Annotated in this window: 19 protein-coding genes; 17 read left to right on the top strand and 2 right to left on the bottom strand. The window is 52.0% G+C overall.

The genetic code is table 11. The features are described 5' to 3' along the window. Nucleotides 1–28 precede the first annotated feature (28 nt). Entirely contained in the window at nucleotides 29–1,651 is a 1,623-nt protein-coding gene (locus AAGJ81_07480; GenBank protein ID MEM0965969.1) for a CTP synthase, read from the bottom strand. 229 nt (nucleotides 1,652–1,880) lie between these two features. Here AAGJ81_07480 and AAGJ81_07475 point away from each other — a divergent pair, with 229 nt between their 5' ends. The 6 genes from AAGJ81_07475 (at nucleotide 1,881) to AAGJ81_07450 (ending at nucleotide 6,908) form a co-directional block, all read left to right on the top strand. Continuing rightward, nucleotides 1,881–2,390 (top strand): hypothetical protein, encoded by a 510-nt coding sequence (locus AAGJ81_07475; GenBank protein ID MEM0965968.1) that lies wholly within the window; start codon nucleotides 1,881–1,883, stop codon nucleotides 2,388–2,390. A gap of 137 nt (nucleotides 2,391–2,527) precedes the next feature. Beyond that, nucleotides 2,528–3,850, top strand: a complete 1,323-nt coding sequence (tig, locus tag AAGJ81_07470) for a trigger factor (GenBank protein ID MEM0965967.1) — start codon at nucleotides 2,528–2,530, stop codon at nucleotides 3,848–3,850. Nucleotides 3,851–3,920: 70 nt separating this feature from the next. After that, a complete protein-coding gene (locus AAGJ81_07465; protein MEM0965966.1) occupies nucleotides 3,921–4,532 on the top strand; it encodes an ATP-dependent Clp protease proteolytic subunit in 612 nt (203 codons plus the stop codon). Beyond that, nucleotides 4,532–5,836 carry an ATP-dependent Clp protease ATP-binding subunit ClpX gene (gene clpX, locus AAGJ81_07460; GenBank protein ID MEM0965965.1) on the top strand — a complete coding sequence of 435 codons (1,305 nt, stop codon included), beginning with the start codon at nucleotides 4,532–4,534 and terminating at the stop codon, nucleotides 5,834–5,836. The genes AAGJ81_07465 and clpX overlap by 1 nt, the downstream gene beginning before the upstream one ends. Then, entirely contained in the window at nucleotides 5,826–6,119 is a 294-nt protein-coding gene (locus AAGJ81_07455; GenBank protein MEM0965964.1) for a hypothetical protein, read from the top strand. Before clpX ends, AAGJ81_07455 begins: the two co-directional genes overlap by 11 nt. A gap of 99 nt (nucleotides 6,120–6,218) precedes the next feature. Then, nucleotides 6,219–6,908, top strand: coding sequence for an LON peptidase substrate-binding domain-containing protein (locus AAGJ81_07450; protein ID MEM0965963.1), 690 nt, complete (start codon nucleotides 6,219–6,221; stop codon nucleotides 6,906–6,908). A 5-nt stretch (nucleotides 6,909–6,913) separates the two neighbouring features. Here AAGJ81_07450 and AAGJ81_07445 read toward each other — a convergent pair whose 3' ends face one another. Beyond that, complete coding sequence (locus AAGJ81_07445) at nucleotides 6,914–7,870, bottom strand: transposase (GenBank protein MEM0965962.1); 957 nt, start codon at nucleotides 7,868–7,870, stop codon at nucleotides 6,914–6,916. A 126-nt stretch (nucleotides 7,871–7,996) separates the two neighbouring features. Here AAGJ81_07445 and AAGJ81_07440 point away from each other — a divergent pair, with 126 nt between their 5' ends. The 11 genes from AAGJ81_07440 to floA all read left to right on the top strand — a co-directional run bounded on the left by AAGJ81_07440 (nucleotide 7,997) and on the right by floA (nucleotide 21,219). After that, nucleotides 7,997–9,076: a sugar phosphate nucleotidyltransferase gene (locus AAGJ81_07440; protein ID MEM0965961.1), complete on the top strand. Its 1,080-nt coding sequence runs from the start codon at nucleotides 7,997–7,999 to the stop codon at nucleotides 9,074–9,076. Nucleotides 9,077–9,081: 5 nt separating this feature from the next. Then, nucleotides 9,082–9,555, top strand: a complete 474-nt coding sequence (ruvX, locus tag AAGJ81_07435) for a Holliday junction resolvase RuvX (GenBank protein MEM0965960.1) — start codon at nucleotides 9,082–9,084, stop codon at nucleotides 9,553–9,555. A 4-nt stretch (nucleotides 9,556–9,559) separates the two neighbouring features. Continuing rightward, nucleotides 9,560–10,543: a KpsF/GutQ family sugar-phosphate isomerase gene (locus AAGJ81_07430; GenBank protein MEM0965959.1), complete on the top strand. Its 984-nt coding sequence runs from the start codon at nucleotides 9,560–9,562 to the stop codon at nucleotides 10,541–10,543. Nucleotides 10,544–10,547: 4 nt separating this feature from the next. After that, nucleotides 10,548–11,726 (top strand): DegT/DnrJ/EryC1/StrS family aminotransferase, encoded by a 1,179-nt coding sequence (locus tag AAGJ81_07425; GenBank protein ID MEM0965958.1) that lies wholly within the window; start codon nucleotides 10,548–10,550, stop codon nucleotides 11,724–11,726. A gap of 152 nt (nucleotides 11,727–11,878) precedes the next feature. After that, nucleotides 11,879–13,933, top strand: a complete 2,055-nt coding sequence (locus AAGJ81_07420; GenBank protein MEM0965957.1) for a dynamin family protein — start codon at nucleotides 11,879–11,881, stop codon at nucleotides 13,931–13,933. Between the two features lie 253 nt (nucleotides 13,934–14,186). Continuing rightward, on the top strand, nucleotides 14,187–15,317 hold the full coding sequence (gene rho / locus AAGJ81_07415; GenBank protein MEM0965956.1) for a transcription termination factor Rho: 1,131 nt from the start codon (nucleotides 14,187–14,189) through the stop codon (nucleotides 15,315–15,317). A gap of 289 nt (nucleotides 15,318–15,606) precedes the next feature. Continuing rightward, the gene (locus AAGJ81_07410; protein ID MEM0965955.1) at nucleotides 15,607–17,370 is read left to right on the top strand and encodes a hypothetical protein; all 1,764 of its coding nucleotides are present in this window, start codon (nucleotides 15,607–15,609) and stop codon (nucleotides 17,368–17,370) included. Beyond that, nucleotides 17,363–18,127, top strand: coding sequence for an imidazole glycerol phosphate synthase subunit HisF (gene hisF, locus AAGJ81_07405; protein ID MEM0965954.1), 765 nt, complete (start codon nucleotides 17,363–17,365; stop codon nucleotides 18,125–18,127). Before AAGJ81_07410 ends, hisF begins: the two co-directional genes overlap by 8 nt. Before the next feature lie 72 nt (nucleotides 18,128–18,199). Beyond that, on the top strand, nucleotides 18,200–19,705 hold the full coding sequence (locus AAGJ81_07400; GenBank protein MEM0965953.1) for a hypothetical protein: 1,506 nt from the start codon (nucleotides 18,200–18,202) through the stop codon (nucleotides 19,703–19,705). A 3-nt stretch (nucleotides 19,706–19,708) separates the two neighbouring features. Beyond that, nucleotides 19,709–20,173: an NfeD family protein gene (locus AAGJ81_07395; GenBank protein ID MEM0965952.1), complete on the top strand. Its 465-nt coding sequence runs from the start codon at nucleotides 19,709–19,711 to the stop codon at nucleotides 20,171–20,173. Continuing rightward, complete coding sequence (floA, locus tag AAGJ81_07390) at nucleotides 20,170–21,219, top strand: flotillin-like protein FloA (protein ID MEM0965951.1); 1,050 nt, start codon at nucleotides 20,170–20,172, stop codon at nucleotides 21,217–21,219. Before AAGJ81_07395 ends, floA begins: the two co-directional genes overlap by 4 nt.

Below are 21,219 nucleotides of genomic sequence, written 5' to 3'. Positions count from 1 at the left end.
CTCCTTATTACACCGAATCCGCGAAGGTCTAGACCTGACTGCGCCTCTGAATAGCCGCAGATACAAACTCCGAAAAGAGCGGGTGGGCCGAACTTGGCTTCGATTGAAATTCCGGATGAAACTGAACTCCCACAAAAAACGGGTGGTCGGGTAATTCAATGATTTCCACAAGGTTACGAGCTGGATTTTTTCCTGCGATGACTAGTCCAGACTCCTCCAACTGGCTCAGATAGTCGTTATTGAATTCATACCTGTGCCGGTGTCTCTCCCTGACAGTGTCCATTCCATAGGCACTTGCCGATCTAGTGCCCGGTACGAGCGAACATTCGTAAGCACCTAGGCGCATAGTAGCGCCTTTCGCGGTTTGTCCCCTCTGATCCTCCATCAAATCAATCACCGGAAAGGTGGGCTTTGGCTCAAATTCTGTACTATTTGCTCCCGCGAGATCGGCCACGTTGCGCGCAAACTCAATCACAGCCACCTGCATTCCCAAACAAAGTCCCAAGTAAGGAATTTTGTTTTCACGGGCCAGCCGAACTGCCGCAATTTTCCCTTCGATTCCTCTATCGCCAAACCCTCCGGGAACCAAAATTCCGTCGAGCTCTAAAAATTCGTCAGGTATCTCCTCCTGTATGGCTTCCGAATCCAAACGCACTACGTCGATGCCGCAATCATTGGCGATTCCCCCGTGAGTTAGGGATTCATATACGGATTTGTAAGCATCCTGGAGTTCGATGTACTTCCCCACAACACCTACCCGGATCCTCTTCTTGGGGAATCTAAGGCGCCTCACCACGTCCTGCCATACTCCCTCTTTCGGCCGGTCATCAGGCAACCGGAGGCCCCTCACCACAAGCGAGTCCATATTCTCACGCTGAAGCATGAGTGGCAGTTCGTAAATCGACGACTCAACATCCAACTCCTCGATCACCGCAGGTTGCGAAACGTTACAGAACAAGCTCAGTTTTTGACGAAGGTCTTCCGGGATCGGCTCCTCTGTACGGCAAACAAGAATATCAGGCTGAATTCCAATCTCTCTCAACTTAGCGACACTCATCTGGCTCGGCTTGGTCTTTAGTTCACCAGCTGCCTTGAGAAACGGAAGCAGAGTGACGTGGATAAACAGACGGTTGTCTTCCCCGATCTCCAAGGCGAACTGACGCATCGCCTCGAGGAACGGCAAACCCTCAATATCACCGATTGTGCCGCCGATCTCAGTGATTAGAATATCGACATCTTCCCCTGCGGCATAGATCCGCTCTTTGATTTCGTTCGTGACGTGCGGGATTACCTGAACTGTTTTTCCCAGGTAGTCTCCTCGCCTTTCCTTCTGTATGACCGACTCATATATTTGGCCGGATGTTAGATTATTGAAACGGCTTAGCTTGCAGGAGGTAAACCTTTCGTAGTGCCCCAAATCGAGGTCAGTCTCCGCTCCGTCGTCCAGAACATAGACCTCGCCATGCTGAAACGGGCTCATGGTACCGGGATCCACGTTGAGGTAAGGATCGAACTTCTGGATCCTCACGGAAAACCCCCTCTGTTCGAGAAGTGCTCCCAATGCCGCCGAGGTAAGGCCCTTGCCAAGAGAGGACACCACCCCACCAGTTACGAAGATGAATTTACCAGCGGGCGGTTTCGTGTCTGCCATGGAGCACCGTTTTGATAAAATCCGGAAAGCATGGCAACCCCACACCTGAACATTTCCGAAAATTCGGCCTTCTTTCTCCTGGTTCCGTAGGTCTAAGAAGGACCAATGGGTGACTTACGGAAAGGTCTGGACGTCCTGGAATTCCACACCCGACTCTGTCCCCAAAACTACCCCGAAGATCCAAGAATAGCCTCGTGTCAAAGCGATCTCCTTTCGTATCATAGCGGCTATGAGTAAGTGGATTTCTGAGCTCAAACTTCTTCTTGAACACCTGTTTGGCTCCCCATTTGGTTCTACACCCTTCTGGATTACCAGCGGAATCGCTCTCGGAACGCTTCTGATTCTTGGGTGGCTAATCGCTAGTTTCATTTTCTCCGCGAAAAGAGGGTTTATTCTAACTTTTTTTGCGCTGGTTCTTCCCGGAGTGGCAGCCCTTGCGGGTTCGATCGCTGTGAACATTTACGCAGTTCCTGCATTAAGTGCGGGCCCCGTCAGGGAATACCTACCGATTGCAGGTGCCGTTTTGGGAGGTTTTTTGGCAACACTGATTCTGACCCGTTTTATGCTGGGAATCTCAGAGGGCTCGACCGTTCTTTGCACCATCATGTCCTACGCCTGTGTCACAGGTGCCGTTTTTCTCGGAGGTTCTTTGGTCACCGAAGCGGACTCGAGCATCGACAATTTGGAACGGCAGAGTGAGGAGCGGGAGAAGGATGCAAACAGCATTCTTGAGTTTTAAGAGCGCACAATTTACCCGCGTGTGGTGCTCCTAAGAAGCGAAGCGGCTTCCGAATTGCTTGCGGATTCAGAGTTTGACCCCAACTTCCACGTGGTCTTCTTTCTCCCGTTTTCATACCAACCAAGACAAGATTAGAAGTGGACCTAGACATTAAAGAAGTGAATGAGACCCGCCGGGAAGTCTCTGTAACGTTTTCGCCCGATGAAGTCACCAAAGAGGAAAAGACGATTCTGATAGAGTTTGGCCGACAGGCAAAGATCCCTGGCTTTCGCCCCGGCAAAGCCCCTGAGGCCCTCCTTCGCAAACGATATGGCCGCGAGATTAAAGAGGAGCTCAAGCGGAAAGTAGTCCAGACGGGCTATCAGAGACTCGAGAAGGAGTCTGATCTAAAAATCCTCAACGTGGTCTCAGTTGACGATCCCGACCTCGAAGCGTCTGGGACCCCCGTGCTCACCCTGACCATCGACATCAAACCGAGCTATGAAATTCCCGAATATAAAGGAATTGAATTGGAGCGGGAACCATCGACCGTCACTGATGAAGAGGTGGAAGAAGCGATTGAAGCCACAAGGGCTCAAAGGGCAGACTTTACGAAGGTGGATCGTCCAGCCGAAGCAGGAGACTACGTGCGATGCTCCTACGAGGGAAAGTACGATGGGAATCCTATCGCAGAGGAGGTCTCTGATCGTCCTATTTACGGAACCCAAAAGAACACCTGGGAAGAAGCTGGATCCAGTGATGAGACTCCTGGAGTGAGTGAGATTGCTCAGGCTCTGGTAGGCATGAAGGACGGAGAAACTAAGGACGTAGAGGCAGCGTTTGGAGACGATCACGAAGTCGAATTTCTTCGCGGAAAAAAAATAGTCTACTCGCTCGAAGTTTTGGAAGTTCGGGAAAGGAAGTTGCCGGAACTGGACGAAGATTTTTTCAAATCGCTCAACGTTGAATCCCTCGAGAAACTTCAAGAGCAAACCGCCGAATCTCTCAAAAACCAGAAAGAGCAAACGGCTCAAAACCAGTTGCGTCAAACAGTGACCCAAAAGCTGGGAGATATGGTGACATTTTCCGCTCCCGAGAGCCTGATCGAGAATGAAACCAACCAGATTCTTTCCAACTACATGGGGCGCCAAATGCAACAGGGAGCTAGTCAGGAAGATTTCGAACAGAACAGGGAAGCTCTATTTGCAAGTGCTTCAGAAGAGGCCCTAAAGAAAGTGAGGCTCGATCTTCTCCTCGACGACATCGCAGAAAAAGAGGACGTTGAGGTCACTGAAGAAGATATGAGTAACTTTCTCTACAGCTACGCAATGCAGACGAGACGAGCCCCTGATGACATTGTAAAGGAGCTGCAGAAGGATCGATCTCGCGTCTTGGACATTCAGAGAAGCATTCGCCGAAGTAAAGCCGTCGGAAAAGTGATCGACTATGCGGAAATCACAGAGTCTGAACCCAATTCCTAATCCAACTTGCAAGAATACCAATGTTGGTAGTTCGTACCCGCTATACTTTGATTAAACCAAACACACTACCGTGAGCTATCTACCACTCCCTTACGTCTACGAGCGCGAAGGCCGCAACGAGCGGGCATGGGACATCTACAGCCGTCTGTTGCGCGATCGTATCATCTTCATTGGAACTCCCATAAATGACTACGTTGCGAATGCTGTGATCGCCCAGTTGTTGTTTCTGCAAATGGAGGATCCCAAGAAAGAAATTCACCTCTACATCAACTCTCCCGGCGGGAGCGTTACGGATGGGATGGCGATCTACGACACCGTTAACTTTGTAAAGTGCGATGTTGTGACTTACTGCGTAGGCTTGGCTGCAAGCATGGCAACCGTTCTCGTGGCAGCAGGAACCAAAGGGAAACGTTACGCACTTCCAAACAGCAGACTGATGATTCATCAGCCCTCTGGGGGTGCCGGGGGTCAGACTGCTGACATTTCCATTGCAGCGAAAGAAATTCTCCGTTGGAAACGAACTCTGAGTGAGGTCCTCTCCGAACACACCGGGCAGAGCGTTAAGAAGATCGAAAAGGACTCAGAGAGGGATTTCTACCTCTCGGCTCCTGACGCGAAAGAGTATGGTCTTGTAGATCACGTGATCGCGAGCCCCAAAGAGGCGGTTCCTGAAAAGGCTTAATGGCAAAACCTACTAAAATGACCTTCTGCTCATTTTGTGGTAAGTCACAGAATGAGGTGCAGAAGATGATCGCTGGACCCGCTGGTGTGTACATCTGTGACTCGTGTGTTACCGTATGCAAAACGATCATCGACCGAGAACTTGGGGAAGAGATCAAAAAGCCGAAAGAAAAGGAAAACGAGTTCAACCTCCTTCGGCCTTCAGAAATCAAAGCGAACCTTGACCGCCACATCATTGGGCAGGATGAGGCAAAAAAGACTCTCTCTGTAGCCGTCTACAATCACTACAAGCGGCTCCAGGTAAACGCAGAGGAAAACGATTTTTCCACCGAGTTCCCTGAAGTTGAAATCGAGAAAAGTAACGTTCTTCTGATCGGGCCTACCGGTAGCGGGAAAACATTTCTCGCCAAGACTCTCGCGACGATGCTGGACGTGCCTTTCGCGATAGCAGACGCTACTACGCTTACCGAGGCAGGGTATGTGGGAGACGATGTAGAGAACATCATCCTAAGGTTACTGCAGTCGGCAGATTTTGACCCCAAAAAGGCCGAGTGTGGTATTATTTACGTAGACGAAATTGATAAGATTGGGCGGAAGACCGACAACGTATCAATAACGCGAGACGTATCTGGGGAGGGGGTGCAGCAAGCTCTCCTCAAGATCCTCGAGGGAACTGTCTGCAACGTTCCGCCCCAAGGAGGACGGAAACACCCCAACCAAGAATATATCCAGGTCGACACCTCAAAAATCCTCTTTGTTTGCGGAGGTGCTTTTGTCGGACTCGATAAAATGATTTTAAGACGCTCAGCCAAATCCTTTGTCGGATTCACTCTCGATGAGATGGAGGACAACGGGCTCCATCCTACCCCAAAGGAAGAAGAAGAAATTTTGAGTCACGTCGAGCCAGAGGATTTGGTGCAATATGGCTTAATTCCCGAGTTTATTGGGCGGCTCCCAGTGGTTTCGGTATTGCGGGAGCTTTCAAAGGAAGATCTAGAGCACATACTTCTCGAGACTAAAAACTCCCTGCTTCAACAGTACTCGAAGCTTCTCGCGATGGACGGAACGCGCTTGAAATTCACTCGTGACTCCATAGCAGCTATCGCTGAGAAGGCAATCGAGTTAGGAACGGGTGCGAGGAGTCTACGATCAATCCTCGAGAAACTCATGCTAGAGGTGATGTATGCCATCCCGGATGACCCAACTGCGATTGAGGTGGTCATTAACCGAGCCGTTGTTGAGGGAAGGAAGAAGCCACACCTGAAGCGGAAAAAAACCGATATCCGCAAAAAGGATGCAGCCTGACTCAAACCGGAAGAAAAAGAAAAAAGTTGATTACGAGGCACTCCACTCTCGGTTAATGCAAGTGCCGGGAATGAAGGTAGCTGCTGTTCGAGCATTGCTGAACATAGGTATTACTGAGGTCTATGAGTTATCGGGGCGCTCCCCGGAGGTGCTTTTTCATGAGGCTCTGAAAAAGGCCCCGGAGACGGAATCTGATGTGTTCGCCTTCATTCAAATGGCAGTTTACTACGCTGAAAACAGTGACCCTGAACCCTCAAAAATGAGAGTCCAGTTCTGGAGGTGATTCCTTCACGATCTCCAAGACCAGACGCGAACGGGGCGGTGGAGTAAAACCCTCATCTGTAGTTTGCTAGACTGCAAGACTGTCTCACACTGCTTCGCTATGGATTCAGACCTTTCCTTTTCCCTTCCCGACACGGTTCCGGGGATGACATTGCCAGAAGTAGTACTATTCCCCCAGGCAACTATGCCTCTCTATATCTTTGAACCTCGTTACCGGAAAATGCTCGAGGACATCTTGGACGGAAACCGTCTCATGGTTATTGCGACCCAAGACAAAGAGCGTTCCCAATCAGAGGATCTCTTTGAAGCCTATCACCCTCAAGCGACTCTCGGCCTCGTGCAATCAAGCCAGAAAAACCCAGACGGCACCTCCTCGATCCTCGTCCAAGGGCTTCTGCGGGTAAACGCTGAGACGACCTGCCAGGAGGAACCCTACCGTATCTTCGCAATCAACCCTCTTGAAAGCGAAGCGGGTGATACGTCAGAAAACTTGGAGAAACACGCAAACAAGCTGTCTGCGCTCATTCAGAGGCGGTCCGAGCTTGGGAATAACCTCTCACGGGAAATCTTGCGGTTTTTTGAGAGCATTGATGATCCTGAAATCCTTGCTGATCTGGTTTCATTTACTCTGATCAACAACACCGCATCGAAACTTGAATTGTTGAGTGCGCTCAAAGTAACCCAAAGATTCGAGATCCTTTTCGAACACCTAACGGAAGAGATCAAGCACCTCGAGTTGATCTCAAAGCTGAAAGGCAAGTTAGACAACGAACGAATTGATTGGAATTAGGAATTCTACCCGAAGAGATTTTTTCTAAGTCCCCCGAGAGTGGAGAGACCCCGCCAGTTTGCCCCTTTCATAGGCGTGGGTCCCGGAGGTCTTCCGGAAGCGGGCGGTGGCTGGGCCTTGGTCTGTTCTCTGACGAAGGCTTCCGAGCCGAGGATCCTGCCGTCGGTAAAGTAGCGCACCCGGCAGCGCAGGAGGGTCGTCAGGGGTAGATTGCCCTTCTCCTTCTCCAGCACCCGGAGGGCTTCCTCGCGGCTTACGGTGGCTTTGCCCTCTTTGGTCTCCGAGCCCACTCCGTAGAGCGTTTGGCGGTATCCGGAGAGGTTCCCTCCCAAGACAGAGAGTCCTTCCCGCGCACGGACTCCTCCCCCAACCGCTTCGCCGTAACCGCAGTAGCGGTAGTCCTTCGGGTCTTCCACCAAACCCGCCCGGACCGCATTGAGGTCGATGTAGGCCGCTACCGTCTGCAGGGCCCATTTCTCTCCTTCGACCAATACGCTTTTGAACCGGTCCGACCATAAGGGGCCGTAGCGGTCATGGGTGCGGTTATACCACAGGCTAAAGCGCTGCTTGAGCGTTTTCATCAGCCACGAGACATCGTGCATCCGGGAGACGAGCTGCCGGCGAACCGGTTCCCCTGAGGGCGTAGCCAGCAGCCTCTCGAGCGCGGAAGCGCTCAGAGGCTGCCAGGGACTAACCTTCGGGTAGAGCACCCCGTAGCGCCTCACCAGCTCGGCATCACTGATCTCACCCTTTGGAGGAACTTCCACCAGAAGGTGGAAGTGGTTCGACATCAACGCATAGGTCACCACACGCACCCCAGAAAACTCCGCTACCTGCCAGAGCATACGCCGGAGCACTTCCTTCTCCACCTCACCAAACAAACTCTCCCCATTCACCGTCCGGCTCATCACATGGTAGTAGCCCAATCCCCCCTCTACCAAACGCCTACGCCTTCGTTTCATGACGATGACTCAAAGCCAAACTACCAACCCTGTCAAATAAAATAAACCTGGTTTTTGTATTTTTGTCTGTTTTATCATAAATCAAATTGATTGAGTCTCGCCTCTTCGGGTGCGTAGATTTCTTGGATGGAGCGTATTAGAGCAGTGGTCATCATGGCTGGAGGAAGGGGTGAGAGATTTTGGCCACAAAGCCGGCTTCGCAGACCCAAACACCTTCTTCCAATAGTGGGTGAAAAACCAATGCTCAGGCAAACGATTGAACGTTTGGACGGTCTTGTTTCGCCTGAAAGGATCTGGGTGATCACCAACGCTGAACAAACTGATGCAGTGCGCGAGATCTGCCCCGAAATTCCTGAAGGGCAAATCGTTGCCGAGCCCGTTGGTCGAGATACAGCACCCGCCGTTGCCCTCGCTGCACTACTAGTCGATATTTCGATGGGTGATTCGGCTTTCGCAATGCTCCCAGCCGACCATGTGATTCACGACGAGGCCTCTTTTCGACATGATTTAGAGGCCGCGTTTAGTTCCGCTGAGGACCAACCCGTTATTGCAACAGTAGGCATCCAGCCGACCTTTGCTGCAACCGGATATGGTTACATCAAGACCTATGGTGGCGAAAAGAACGGCGTCTTTCTTGTAGACCAATTTGTCGAAAAACCGAACAAGGAAACTGCCGGAACCTACCTGAAGGATGATCGCTATTTCTGGAACGGCGGTATTTTCGTTTGGAGGCCATCCACGATCCTGGCGGCAATAGAGAAATACTGTCCTGAGCTACATGACAGTCTTAGAAGAATACGGTCCGCACTCTCTTCCAACGAATCTCTATCTACGGTGTTGCCACGCGAGTATCCAAGGCTAACGAAAATTTCGATCGATTACGCTGTCATGGAAAAAGCCGACAATGTTGTCATGGTTCGTTCTTCGTTTGACTGGGACGATGTTGGGTCTTGGCCCGCGATCGAAAGGCACTACGACGCCGATCAGGACGAAAATGTTACCGAAGGGTCCGTCGTCATGGAAGACAGCAAGAACAATCTGCTACTTTCAACGGAAGAACATTTGGTCGGGGTAATCGGGATCGAAGGGTTAATGGTTGTCCACACTCCAGATGCTACGCTGATCTGCCCAAAAGATCGCGCTCAGGACGTCAAACAACTCGTTAAAAAAATCACCAGCCTCCCGAACGGGAAAGACTATCTTTGAGTTTTATGAAGGAAGAAAGCGAGTCGTGGCTTGCGATTGACTACGGATCAAAACGAATCGGTTTAGCATTCGCCGATGATATCCGAGTGCCAGTGCCCCTTGCCGCGGCCACCGAACCAAGCGAATCTCTCCGGCTTGACCATATTCAAAAAGTTGTCGCCCAGAAATCCCCTGCTGCCCTCGTTCTTGGGTATCCTGTGCGTCCAGATGGATCAGCTGGCCAAATGGCCGAAGAAGTGGACAAGTTCCGCGAACGGCTTCTCGAGCGTTTTGATCTTCCCGTCCACTTATGCGATGAAAGAAATTCCTCCCAAGAAGCTGGCAGCCATTGGAATCTCCGCAAAAGTCGCAAGAAAAGAAAAACAGGACAAGTCGACTCTGCCGCGGCAACTCTAATCCTGCGAGACTACCTCGACAGTCTGGCGGCCACGTCAGAATGCTCCCTTCCTGAACAAGACAAAGGGGGGCAAGTCTACTAGGACCATGGCTGAAGGGAAAAGTCTTACTGAGGTAGGCCAAGAGGTGATGCTGCGGGAAGCGGAAGCGATCCGAGACGGTGCCTCCCGCCTAAATGAGGACTTTGTTCGCGCGGTTGAAATTCTTCAAAATTCCAAAGGTAAGGTTGTGATTATTGGAGTCGGGAAATCCGGCCATATCGGAGCAAAAATAGCAGCCACCTTTCGCTCAACCGGGACGCCAGCAGTCTTTCTCCACGCAGCGGAGGCCGTTCACGGTGATCTGGGTCTCTTTTCTCCAGGAGATCCGGTTATTGCCATCTCAAAATCTGGTGCTACCGAGGAAATCCTCCGACTAGAGCGAGCCATCAAACAGTCAAAATCTCCTGTTATTGGTATCGTGGGTAACAAAGACTGCCCGATGGCTTCGTGGATGGATGTTCTGTTAGACGCATCGGTAAAGCAGGAAGCAGACCCCCTAGGGGTAGCGCCTACGTCTAGCGCAATACTAGCTTTATCCGTGGGAGACGCCCTTGCCGGCGCATTGGTTACTGCCCGCGGTTTCACTCGAAAGGACTTCCTCAGCCTTCACCCGTCCGGTCAACTTGGAAAGGCTCTTCATTTGACAGTGGAGTCCATTCTTCATCCGGTCGATAGGGTAGCTGTTGTTCAACCCAGCTCCACGGTTAAAGACGTGCTTTTCGCAATGACCCGCCAGCCTCTAGGGGCAGCCTGTGTAACAGACGAGAAACAAAATTTGTTGGGAATCTTTACTGACGGCGATCTGCGCCGAGGACTCGAGAGGAACGAAGATCTCCTCCGCGGAAAAATCGTCGACCATATGACCAGGAGCCCTACTTGCGCGCTCCCCAATATGGACCTCCAAACGGCTGCCGAGCTAATGGAGGCCCGCCAATCCCAAATTTCAGTGCTTCCTGTTTTGGACAGACCAAATGGTCCTCTACGAGGGTTGATTAGACTTCACGATATTTACCAGTCATCTGTCACTTAGGGCTATGAAGATTCCCCTTTTCGATCTCACTCGGCAGAACGACGTTCTTATGCCAGACCTTCTGGCTGCTTCGGAACGCGTCATCCGTTCCGGTCAGTTCATTCTCGGCGAAGAGCTTGAAAAGCTGGAGGAAGAGGCGGCGGAATTGTTCGAATCCACTCGGTCGTTAGCGGTAAGTTCCGGGACAGACGCCCTCTTGCTTACTATGATGACCGCCGGAATCGGACCCAGCGACGAGGTCATCGTTCCAGACTTTACCTTTTTCTGCACTGCTGGATGTGTAGCAAGGTTGGGCGCCCGTCCTGTCTTTGCCGATATTTGTCCGGAAACATTCAATATGCTACCCGAATCATTTGAGTCGCGCATCACCGACCGGACAAAAGCTGTTGTACCGGTGCACCTGTTTGGTCAAGCGGCACCCATGGTCCAGATCAACGAGATCGCGAAGAAGAACGACCTCGTGGTTATCGAAGACTGCGCCCAATCAATCGGTGCAAAATTTCAGGGTAAACCAACTGGAATGTTAGGGGATTTGGCAGCCGTCAGCTTTTTCCCGACGAAAAACCTTGGAGGCTTTGGTGATGGTGGGCTTCTTTTAGCCAAATCCGATAACGACTTTGACCGCGCCAAAATCCTTAGGGTCCACGGAATGAAACCCAAGTATTTCCACGGCGAAATCGGTGCCAATTTCCGGATGGACGCTCTCCAGGCAGCTCTTCTTCGAATCAAAGTCCCCCACCTGGACTCCTACAACAGAAGTCGCCGGAAGAACGCTTCTCTTTATCAGGATTGTCTCAAGGACCACAGTCTTGTCCACCTCCCTCCTGCTGACTCAGATGCGGGAGCGAGCGAAGTTGATTCTTCGAAACTTCTGGTCCTTCCGAAAGCTCGTGCTCCAGAGGAATGCATTTGGAATCAGTTCACGGTCAGGGTTACCCACGGTCTGAGAGACGATTTTCGCAGCTTTCTTTCTAACCACGGAATCGGATCGGAAATATACTACCCTCTTCCCCTAAGCCAACAAACCTGCTTCGCATATGCAAACCCCGGGCATTGCCCAAACGCGATTCAGGTCTCGAAGGAATGTGTCAGTCTACCCATTTTTCCCGAGCTCAGAACCGATGAAGTGGAGCGGGTCGCGGAGATCGTCCGCTCCTGGCTTGACCTGCAACACCTCAATTAAGCAAAGCGAACCTTTGTCAGTAAAATCCGAGATCACGGAATTTCTAAAACTTTTCCGACACATATTCTCTTTTCCAGTTGAAAACGGATTTGGCTCCTTCTCTGCTATTCAGCGATCGCCAGCCCACCTAATCATCGACCCAACTGCCATCCATGAAGACTGAAATCCGCGACTTTTGCTCCTCTCTCGCCTCGGCCCTGAAGCCTTTTCAACAATCAGTCGATCAGGCGATGCCTGAAATACATAAAGCGTCGAATTCATTCGATCTTGGAGATCTTCTCAACGGTCTCAATACGGACCGTCAAGAGATGGAAAAGGTGCTGGATCAGGTTTTAAGTGAAGAGGCCTACCTTCTCATCTTCGGACCGCTGAAAAGTGGGAAATCGACACTCATGAATGCCATCAGTGGGTTCTATGTCAGCGAGGTCTCCAGTCTACCTGCCTACCCTTGCCTTGTCTACGTTCGCCACTCGGAAACTCCGCAATTCTCGCTTTCACGGTATGCCGGGACAACAACCTCCTTCCCTGACAACTCTACCCTTCAACAAGTCATTCGTGATTCTCACTCCGACCTCGCCCAAGCCATTAAAGAAACAGAGGACAACGGCGAGACGTTCGACCCGGAAACCCATTCTCAAAATGCGATCCGGCGAGTCGACATTGGCTTGACAGCAACTGAACTCGATCAGGGCGCTGCCGTTCTTGTCGATACTCCCGGACTCTACGCGAAAATGAAATTCGGTTACGATCGAATGACCCGCGAGTTCCGGGATCGGGCAGCCTGCGCTATATTCGTCGTGAAGGCGGACAACCTCTTTCTCGAGCCCGTATTCGACGAGTTTAATGATCTGCTGTCGAATTTTAGCCGAATATTCCTCGTTGTTAATATCGACCATTCCAAAAAGGATCTGGAGCCGGACGGTCGACTTCGCCCCAGCTTGGAGAGCACGGATCCCGAACAAATCGTAGAAGCGTTCCGCTCTTTAGCGATCAACACCACCATCCGGAGAGCCTTTGAGGAAGGCCGCCTTCAAGTGTATCCGATCGACCTTCTCCACTCTGCGCAAAAGATCCTAAGCAAAGATTCGCTGGGAACAGAGGAGAGCGACGGAGGTTCGGGGCACGAAAGATTCCAAGCTCTAAGCGACGACCTCGAAGAGTACCTGAACGGAAGCGACTATGTCCGAGAATTCAAAAGCGACACTTTTCGACGGGTAGACCGTTTTGAGGGAGGGCTGGAGACTCATTTGGGCAAGGGGGCGTCTGATCACTTCGACGCGATGAAAATGGCGGTCCAGAAGCGGGTCGAAAACGCAAATACGAGAGTTTCATCCGTAGATGTTCTTCGCGAAGTCGACTGGAACGTTCTCTTTGCCGATGCAATGGACGAGCATGACAAAGTGCTTCGCTCGGACGCCGAACGCTACCTCAACCGCCTCACGAGTCGAGTGTCCGAGGTAGTCGACGCCTGGTTCGAATCTGACGAGAGCCTTCTCCAGCTAGAAAAAGATCGGCTGGAACCTCTTCTTGAGCGGGAAGCCCTCGGTATCATGGAGGAGAGCCGACATCGGATGCGGGTCCTCCTCTCCGCGCCAAACGCGGGAGCCAAATTCTCACCCGACGAAGTGGGAGCGCTTTTGTTTCTTGATATCGATCTAAACCAGCGCCTTGCCCAAGAAATCGGGGAAATCGAATCCACATCCATACCGCCGACCGCCGACGTCTCGGTCGATTCATCCCAAATTCCGGTAAAGCGTGCCTTTGGTGACTTCCTATTATTCCGTTCAGGAGCCCGCGTTCGGAAAGCCTTTTTTGGTCCAGCTGCAAGTCCCTCCAAGAAAATCGCACCGGAACAAAAAGAGAAAAGGTTGGGCTCTGTTGGGCGCCAACATCTCACGGATTACTTAAAGGACCGGATGATTGTTTCCTTAGTGGATCATCCACGGAATGCTGGTCTTGATTATCTCCAGGCGTTCGTTCGCAAGTTTCAAAGCGTCCTTGAAGAGACTCTTGAAGAACATCGCGAGCAAGCACTTGAAGAAGTCGATTTGGCCAGGATCGCCCAGCGGCAACACGAGATTGTTGAACGCACGCTGATTCGCCTCAGGAGTGATTTCCTGACTCTCCAGAAAAAGATAGGGGAGATTCGGACGGAGTTTAACACCCCCGGAGAGGCCGAGAAGGGTGAACCTGAAAAATCCGACTAAGAAGGCTGCGGATCGGGAAAATAGGACCGCCAGTTGGCAGCGAAACTCTTTGCCGACCAGTGGAGCGCTCCGTCAATTCAGCGTTGACAATAGCTAAGCATTTCCACCTGTCTAAAGTTGCGTAGGGGATCCTCGACCGCTGCTCGCTAAGCAATTGATCAGCTGTCCCCTCCCCTCCTCCAATCCGCACGGCTCACATGCGCGAAGATCCAAAGTGCATTGCTGTCGCATTACAGAATGAACGAACAATCGGATGTCTGATTCAGATACCAAACCAAACGAAATTGTAGTAGAAGGAGTTCTAGAAGTCTTGAATAACAAGACCGGGCAGCTTCTGCAGACAGCCTATAATGGTCGCCAGCGCCCAGATGATCCATTCGTCCCAAAGGAGGTAATTCGTCGCTTCAAACTGAAGCAGGGCAGTCACATCCGGGCGAAAGCCGTTCATGACGGCCGCTTTCCCAATCCAAAGGTCAGGTTTATTGAAACCGTAGATGGTGACCCGCTCGAGGAACGCCGGAATCGCTTCGCCTTTACCCAACTGACTACAGTAACCCCAGACGAGAAAATTGGCCTTGAAGTAAAAGACGGGCGAATGACAACCCGTATTATGGACCTCTTCTGCCCAATCGGAAAAGGACAGCGCGGCCTTATTGTTGCCCCTCCAAGGACTGGGAAGACGACACTGCTGAAAGATATCGCGGCTGGAGTTCAAGAGAACCATCCCGAATGCCATCTGATGGTTCTCCTCTGCGATGAGAGACCGGAAGAAGTGACTGACTTCCGAAGGACCGTAGAGGCAGAACTGTTTGCCTCTTCCAACGACGAAGAAATCACCAATCACCTTCGGGTCGCGGAGCTGGCAATCGATCGGGCAAAACGACTTGTTGAGGTAGGCTCTGATGTTGTCCTGCTTGTCGATTCATTGACGCGGATTTCACGCGCCTACAACGCAGGACGCGGAAAGGGAGGTAGAACCATGACCGGAGGTCTTGATATTCGAGCACTCGAGAAACCTCGCCAGCTTTTCTCTGCCGCACGGAAAACGGAAGAGGCAGGTAGTCTAACGATTGTCGCCTCCGCACTCATTCAAACAGGTAGCAAGATGGACGACTTGATCTTTCAGGAGTTCAAAGGAACTGGAAACATGGAGATGGTCCTCGATCGGAAAGTTGCCGAAATGAGGATGTGGCCGGCCATCAACGTAAACTCGTCCGGAACGAGAAAAGAAGAGCTTCTCCTGAAACCCGAAGTTCTGGAGAAAGCCCAGTTTTTCCGTCGGGCGATTGCCACCTTAAAGCCGGAAGACGCAGCAGAAACGGTGATCAGCCGAATGGGTAAAACGAAAACAAACGAAGAGTTTCTCAGACTCCTGAAACTTTAGGCGTTCGCCGAAGAGTTTTCTCGGGGGAGTCGACGCTGGCTACGACTCCTTGTATAGCAGTCGCAATTCCCCGATACGCCACTCCCATCCAAGAAACACGGTCTGTCTCAGAAAATGGATTCGAATCAAGTTCCCTAGCACTCTTCCGCGAGAAGCGTATCCGTTAGCTCAACAGCAACTCGCACGATTCGGGGTTGCTTTCACTCCAGCTAGGCTTCATCACAAGGGGCTTTCGTCAATCAAGACACGATTCCAAACCTCCCTGCGACAACGCTTACCGAAGAACTGAATGGAACATCCATTTGCCGACCAGTGCCAGGAACTGGCCAAATCAATCCTCTGGAATAACCTAGGGGCCATCAATGGAGACGGGACCCTCACCCCGGTCGAAACCGAAAAGGCAGCAGCCAACGAGCCGGGGCACGCTGCATTGGCTATCGGTGAATATTACCGCGCAACGGGTGAGACTTCTTTGGAAGACTTTGATCTAATCGACCTTGCGGCGCGCACGGTTACCGCACAGGTTTTCGATGGAGAGAGGGACGAAAATGGGCTGGCCTATGCCAGCTTGGGACTTTTGTCATTCGGTCCTGCAAAGGATCGAAACGCCGTGTGGTCAAGGCTAGTCGATGAGACCCGTGATGCTATCGACCGCCAGATGCTCATGCGGTCCGAGTTCGAAGATCACAGACAGGCGTTCAACATAGCGAAATCCGTTACCCGCTTTAGTTTCGGACTCACCAAAAAAGACGAGACCGGGAAACTCATTGAGCGATTTCTCGAACAAGTGAAGGCTCACAGCACCTCAGGTTTTTTTGATGACTCTGGAGGAGATGGAGTCGGCGGGACTTTCGACATATACGGTGTCCTCGCTTTTGTCCTCATCCGACAATCGCTGCAGCTACACGCAAACCTCCATCTCCGTGATCGTAAACTACCCAGCCTGCGCACCCACGCAGAAAAGTATGTCCGCATGATGCCTGATCTGGTGCGCCAAGATGGACTCGGGTGGGCTTACGGTGAAAATATTGGCGCCTACGGTCAAATGCACTGCATCAGTATTATTCTCCAAGCACTGCGGGACGATTGGATTACCCAGGACAAGAAACCAGTTTACCTCGATGTTCTTCGACGCTTGTTCCAGTTCTTTTTTCAGACCTACGTAGATCAGGAACACGGTCTTCTCGTTATCCGGGACGAAGAACGTTCTACAATCAAACGGCATACCAGTAGGATCGCGAACTTCGACGCGGCACGGTACCTCAGCCAATGGTCGCGGCTCGCCCGATCAATTGGAGGTCAGCTCGGCGACGCCAAGCCTCTCCCCGGGAAAACGGGTGGTAAATTTACCCTCTACCAACGAGGTCGACGTGAGAACGGTCTTTTCAGTTACAGTGATGCTCAATCAGGGCTTCATCTCCAGATTCCACTGGTGGGCAACAGAGGCCGCGCAAATTCCGACTCGCTCGCCTTTCCTCACAGCCCCGGAGTGTTTGACTGGCCCTGTGGGCGTTACCTTCCCGTCATGGTCCCAGAACTAAACTTCGGAGGCGAACGGGTCGTTCCCTGCTATTACGGAAGAAGCTGTGTCACTGGTCTGGGACGCCGGAATTCCCTTTTCTTTTCCTACGAGCAGCCAGATCTCATCACCGTCGAAGAAAAAATACTACCCAACGCGGGATCCTGCAAAGTGAAATGGGAGTTCAGCGGCTCCACGATCCGAAGTGAGTTTGCCTTCGAGGTAAAATCACAGACGACGATCGACAGTATGCGCTACGTTATTGCTGTCGGAATGCCCCATTCCCATTATCATATGGGTACGTCCCTCAAACTTGGGGAAGAGGGTTTGCGGCCAAACGTCCTCAAAGACGATTTCCAGGGCGAGTGGCAAGAAAATGAAATCGTTACCAACGATCCCGATTCACGCAGTTACTGGGGACATCTCTTTTACCTGCAAACGATCGCCCGCAACCACCCCCTGGTACTCCGACCCGGCCAGACCTACCGCTTCGCAATCGAGTTCGATCCGGACTTAACTCTCGCTGATGCTTAGTGTTCGCATCATCCCTTGCCTCGACGTTTCTGCCGGACGCGTTGTGAAAGGGGTGAAGTTTGAAGAACTACGCGACGCGGGAGATCCCGTGGAATCTGCGAAAGCTTATGAAGCACAAGGTGCGGACGAGCTGGTCTTTCTCGACATTACCGCCTCCAGCGACGAACGGGAAATCATGCGGTCGGTGGTGGAGCAAACCGCCTCCGAATGCTTCATGCCACTCACTGTCGGAGGTGGTCTTCGCACGGTTGAAAATATCCGCATGATGTTGCGGGCTGGAGCCGACAAAGTGAGCCTAAACACCGCGGCCATACAGAATCCGGACCTCATCAAAGAGGCCTCCAACCGCTTCGGCAATCAGTGTATAGTCCTTGCAATAGATGCAAAACGCGAACCCGGTGGCAAGAACTGGCGAGTCTACACTCATGGTGGACGCAATCCGACGGAACTGGACGCGGTCGAATGGGCGAAGAAGGGAGTCTCTTTGGGCGCCGGAGAGATACTTCTTACCAGCATGGACGAAGACGGAATGAAAAACGGTTACGACATCGAGCTTACACGTGCTGTCAGCAACGCAGTTGAGGTTCCGGTGATTGCTTCGGGAGGTGCAGGAGAACTCTCCCACCTAGCGGAAGTTCTTGATGAAGGACGTGCGAGCGCGGTTTTGGCAGCATCCATTTTCCACTTCGGGACTTACACAATCCCAGAAGCAAAAAAGTATCTGCGCGAGAAAGGTATTCCCGTGAGGGAGCAGTAATACAGTCTTCTCTAGTCCATTATACCGATAGCGAGCACTTGAAACACGGTTCAGAACCGCTAGATTCCACTTGTGATTCTACCATCGTCATTCGGGAAGCGGTTCTTCGCCTGTCTTCTTCCCTTCGTCTTTCCTTGCCTAGTTCTCTCTGCCGATAACGGCGGCGGCGATTCTGGAAATACTCAACCCGCATCCACTGAGACGGACGAAGACGAAGCAAGGGAGTCTGTCTATATCCTGCCTGTTCAAGGCCAGATCACCACGCCAACTTTTTACATCCTCCGGAGGGGCCTGAAACTCGCAGAGGAGAACGGTGTCGATACCGTTGTCATAGACATGGACACTCCGGGTGGTGCACTTGGACCAACACTGGAGATTATGCAGGCGCTCAATAGCTTTAGCGGAGATGTATTTACTTTCATCGGACCCGAAGCAATCTCTGCAGGAGCTTTCATCTCTGTAGCGACGGACAAGATTTTCTTTGCCCCGGACGGGATCATAGGAGCCGCAGAAGCGGTCTCTGGAACTGGGCAGGAAATCCCGGAAGGCATGCAAAGGAAGCTGAAAAGCTACATTCAGGCCAAAGTCAGGGTTTTGACCGAGGAATACCGCTACCGGTCTGACGTAATGCGGGCCATGTCCGATCCAAACTACGAATTGGAAATTGATGGCACAGTCCTTAAACAGGAAGGCGAGCTTTTATCGCTCACCGCGAGCGAAGCGATGGAGGAGTATGGAGAACCGCCCCAAGCCCTTCTTGGTGCTGGGATTTTTGACTCAATTGAAGAACTCCTGGACAGCGAGTTTGGTCCTGGAAACTACGAAATTCGTTCGTTTGAGGTGACGTGGTCGGAGTCGCTGGCTCATTGGCTCAATACGATCTCCCCTCTTTTGCTGGGTGCAGGAATGCTTCTCCTTTTTATAGAATTCAAAACGCCTGGATTCGGCATTTTCGGGATAGGCGGCATTTTCCTCCTGGCGATTGTTTTTGTCAGCAGCCACATAGCTGGACTGGCCGGGTACGAGTCCATACTCCTTTTCTTGCTTGGGGTCGCCTTGGTTCTCCTCGAAATTCTTCTCCTCCCAGGACTCATTTTTCCGGCTGTTTTGGGTGTGGCATTGATTCTCGGCTCCCTGATCTGGGCGATGTCCGATATCTGGCCGGATGAGCCGATCGACTGGAGTGGCGATACCTTCACCGCTCCCCTGCTCAACCTGTCGCTCGGCATGGCTATTGCGATTGTCGGAGCCCTCTTCCTCATACGCTTCCTGCCAAAGACCTGGATTTGGAATAGACTGGTTTTGCAAACCGCTGTGGGAGATGCACCAGGCAAGGTCCCTTACTACCCTCCTTCTTCAGGCTCACACACCGAGTCACCTTCAGTTACGCCTGAGGGATGGCCAGCAGTCGGCTCGATCGGTGTCGCTGCTACTGATTTTTTCCCCCACGGTGAGATTGAGATTGAGGGCAAACGGTTTCCCGCGAAATCCCGACTTGGGCCTGTTGATCGCGGAGCGAAGCTGTCAGTTTCCGGTTATCAGGATTTCTCTCTTACTGTTGAAACCTATTCCAATTGACCCATGCCTGAAATCGTAGGCCTCCTTCTTCTGGCGCTGGTGCTAGCCAGCCTTGAAGTTCTTGTTCCCGGTGGCATCCTGGGAATATTCGCCGCTGTAGCGCTGGCCCTTGCCTCTTATCTTTCCTACGAGCCTCTGGGTTTGGCGGGTGCTGTTCTGGTTTTCATCGTAGGCGGTAGCGCGATTCTGACCGCTGTTTACTTCGAATTTAAGTTACTCGGAAAGACTCGTCTCCGAAAAAATTTGATTCTTGGTTCCGCCGTGACCGGTCGCACGGAGTCAGTTAGCGCAACTGACGAAGTGATCGGGATTGAGGGAGTAACCTTGACGACCATGGCGCCCACGGGGATGATCCGGCTCGGTGAAGACAAGTTTGAAGCTTACTCCCGCTCAGGTCTTCTCGAAAAGGGCCAAGCGATCCGCGTGGTCGCACGAGACAATTTCCGATTAACTGTTGAAAAATTATGAATAACCTCCTGTTCCTCGCTGAAATACCTTGGGGCGTGATCCTCACAGGCGTCCTCGTGATCGCCGTTCTCGTTCTCCTGTATATTCTCTTCTCTTTCTTTAACGTGTGGCTTCGAGCTTTGCTCGCAGGTGCCTCCGTAAGCATTTTCACCCTGGTGGCCATGAGGCTACGATCGGTGGATTATAAACTGGTCGTCGACGCCCGCATTACCGCGTCAAAGGCGGGGATTGAGATCAGCACGGATGAGCTGGAAGCTCATTACCTCGCCGAGGGGAACATCATTCATACCGTTCAGGCTCTCATTGCTGCCGATAAAGCATCGATCAATTTGAACTGGACTCGCGCCTGCGCCATCGATCTGGCAACAAAAGGAACTGGGAAATCCGTCGTCGAAGCGGTGCGTACCTCCATCAACCCGAAAGTGATCGACTGCCCCGACCCAAACGCTGGAAAACGCAGTATTGACGGGGTCGCAAAAGACGGCATTCAAGTCAAAGCAAGAGCGCGGGTGACCGTGCGGTCCAATCTTGATCGTTACGTCGGAAGTGCCTTGGAAGAAACGATCATTGCCCGGGTAGGGGAAGGTATCGTGACGACAATCGGTTCTGCAGACACCTACAAGACCGTTCTGGAAAGTCCCGATTCGATTTCCAAGGTCGTCCTTCAGCGCGGATTAGACGTTGGAACGGCATTCGAAATTCTTTCGATCGACATCGCTGACGTTGACGTCGGCGAAAATATCGGTGCGAAGTTGCAGGTCGCCCAAGCCGAGGCAAACAAGAATATGGCCCAGGCTCAGGCCGAAATCCGCCGTGCAGCCGCGGTCGCACTCGAACAGGAGATGAAAGCGAAAGTCCAAGAGATGCAGGCTAAGCTGGTCGAAGCCGAAGCACAGGTCCCGATGGCAATTGCGGACGCTCTCCGTGAGGGCAACCTGGGAGTCATGGACTACTACCGTCTGAACAACATTCAGGCGGACACTAAGATGCGGGATACCATCTCCAAGGATGATGAGGATACACCTCAGATTCCCGGCCAAAACTAG

It is taken from the genome of Verrucomicrobiota bacterium, assembly GCA_038744685.1.
Lineage (GTDB): Bacteria > Verrucomicrobiota > Verrucomicrobiia > Opitutales > Puniceicoccaceae > Puniceicoccus.
The sequence above is the reverse complement of the archived record's forward strand: the minus strand, read 5'-3'. Positions and strand labels throughout refer to the sequence as shown.

Bases quoted from the DNA above. Each gene is read 5' to 3' on its own strand.
- AAGJ81_07480 (MEM0965969.1), bottom strand. From the start codon at position 1,651: ATGGCAGACACGAAACCGCCCGCTGGTAAATTCATCTTCGTAACTGGT.
- AAGJ81_07475 (MEM0965968.1), top strand. From the start codon at position 1,881: ATGAGTAAGTGGATTTCTGAGCTCAAACTTCTTCTTGAACACCTGTTT.
- clpX (MEM0965965.1), top strand. From the start codon at position 4,532: ATGGCAAAACCTACTAAAATGACCTTCTGCTCATTTTGTGGTAAGTCA.
- AAGJ81_07455 (MEM0965964.1), top strand. From the start codon at position 5,826: ATGCAGCCTGACTCAAACCGGAAGAAAAAGAAAAAAGTTGATTACGAG.
- AAGJ81_07450 (MEM0965963.1), top strand. From the start codon at position 6,219: ATGGATTCAGACCTTTCCTTTTCCCTTCCCGACACGGTTCCGGGGATG.
- AAGJ81_07445 (MEM0965962.1), bottom strand. From the start codon at position 7,870: ATGAAACGAAGGCGTAGGCGTTTGGTAGAGGGGGGATTGGGCTACTAC.
- AAGJ81_07440 (MEM0965961.1), top strand. From the start codon at position 7,997: ATGGAGCGTATTAGAGCAGTGGTCATCATGGCTGGAGGAAGGGGTGAG.
- ruvX (MEM0965960.1), top strand. From the start codon at position 9,082: ATGAAGGAAGAAAGCGAGTCGTGGCTTGCGATTGACTACGGATCAAAA.
- AAGJ81_07430 (MEM0965959.1), top strand. From the start codon at position 9,560: ATGGCTGAAGGGAAAAGTCTTACTGAGGTAGGCCAAGAGGTGATGCTG.
- AAGJ81_07425 (MEM0965958.1), top strand. From the start codon at position 10,548: ATGAAGATTCCCCTTTTCGATCTCACTCGGCAGAACGACGTTCTTATG.
- AAGJ81_07420 (MEM0965957.1), top strand. From the start codon at position 11,879: ATGAAGACTGAAATCCGCGACTTTTGCTCCTCTCTCGCCTCGGCCCTG.
- rho (MEM0965956.1), top strand. From the start codon at position 14,187: ATGTCTGATTCAGATACCAAACCAAACGAAATTGTAGTAGAAGGAGTT.
- AAGJ81_07410 (MEM0965955.1), top strand. From the start codon at position 15,607: ATGGAACATCCATTTGCCGACCAGTGCCAGGAACTGGCCAAATCAATC.
- hisF (MEM0965954.1), top strand. From the start codon at position 17,363: ATGCTTAGTGTTCGCATCATCCCTTGCCTCGACGTTTCTGCCGGACGC.
- AAGJ81_07395 (MEM0965952.1), top strand. From the start codon at position 19,709: ATGCCTGAAATCGTAGGCCTCCTTCTTCTGGCGCTGGTGCTAGCCAGC.
- floA (MEM0965951.1), top strand. From the start codon at position 20,170: ATGAATAACCTCCTGTTCCTCGCTGAAATACCTTGGGGCGTGATCCTC.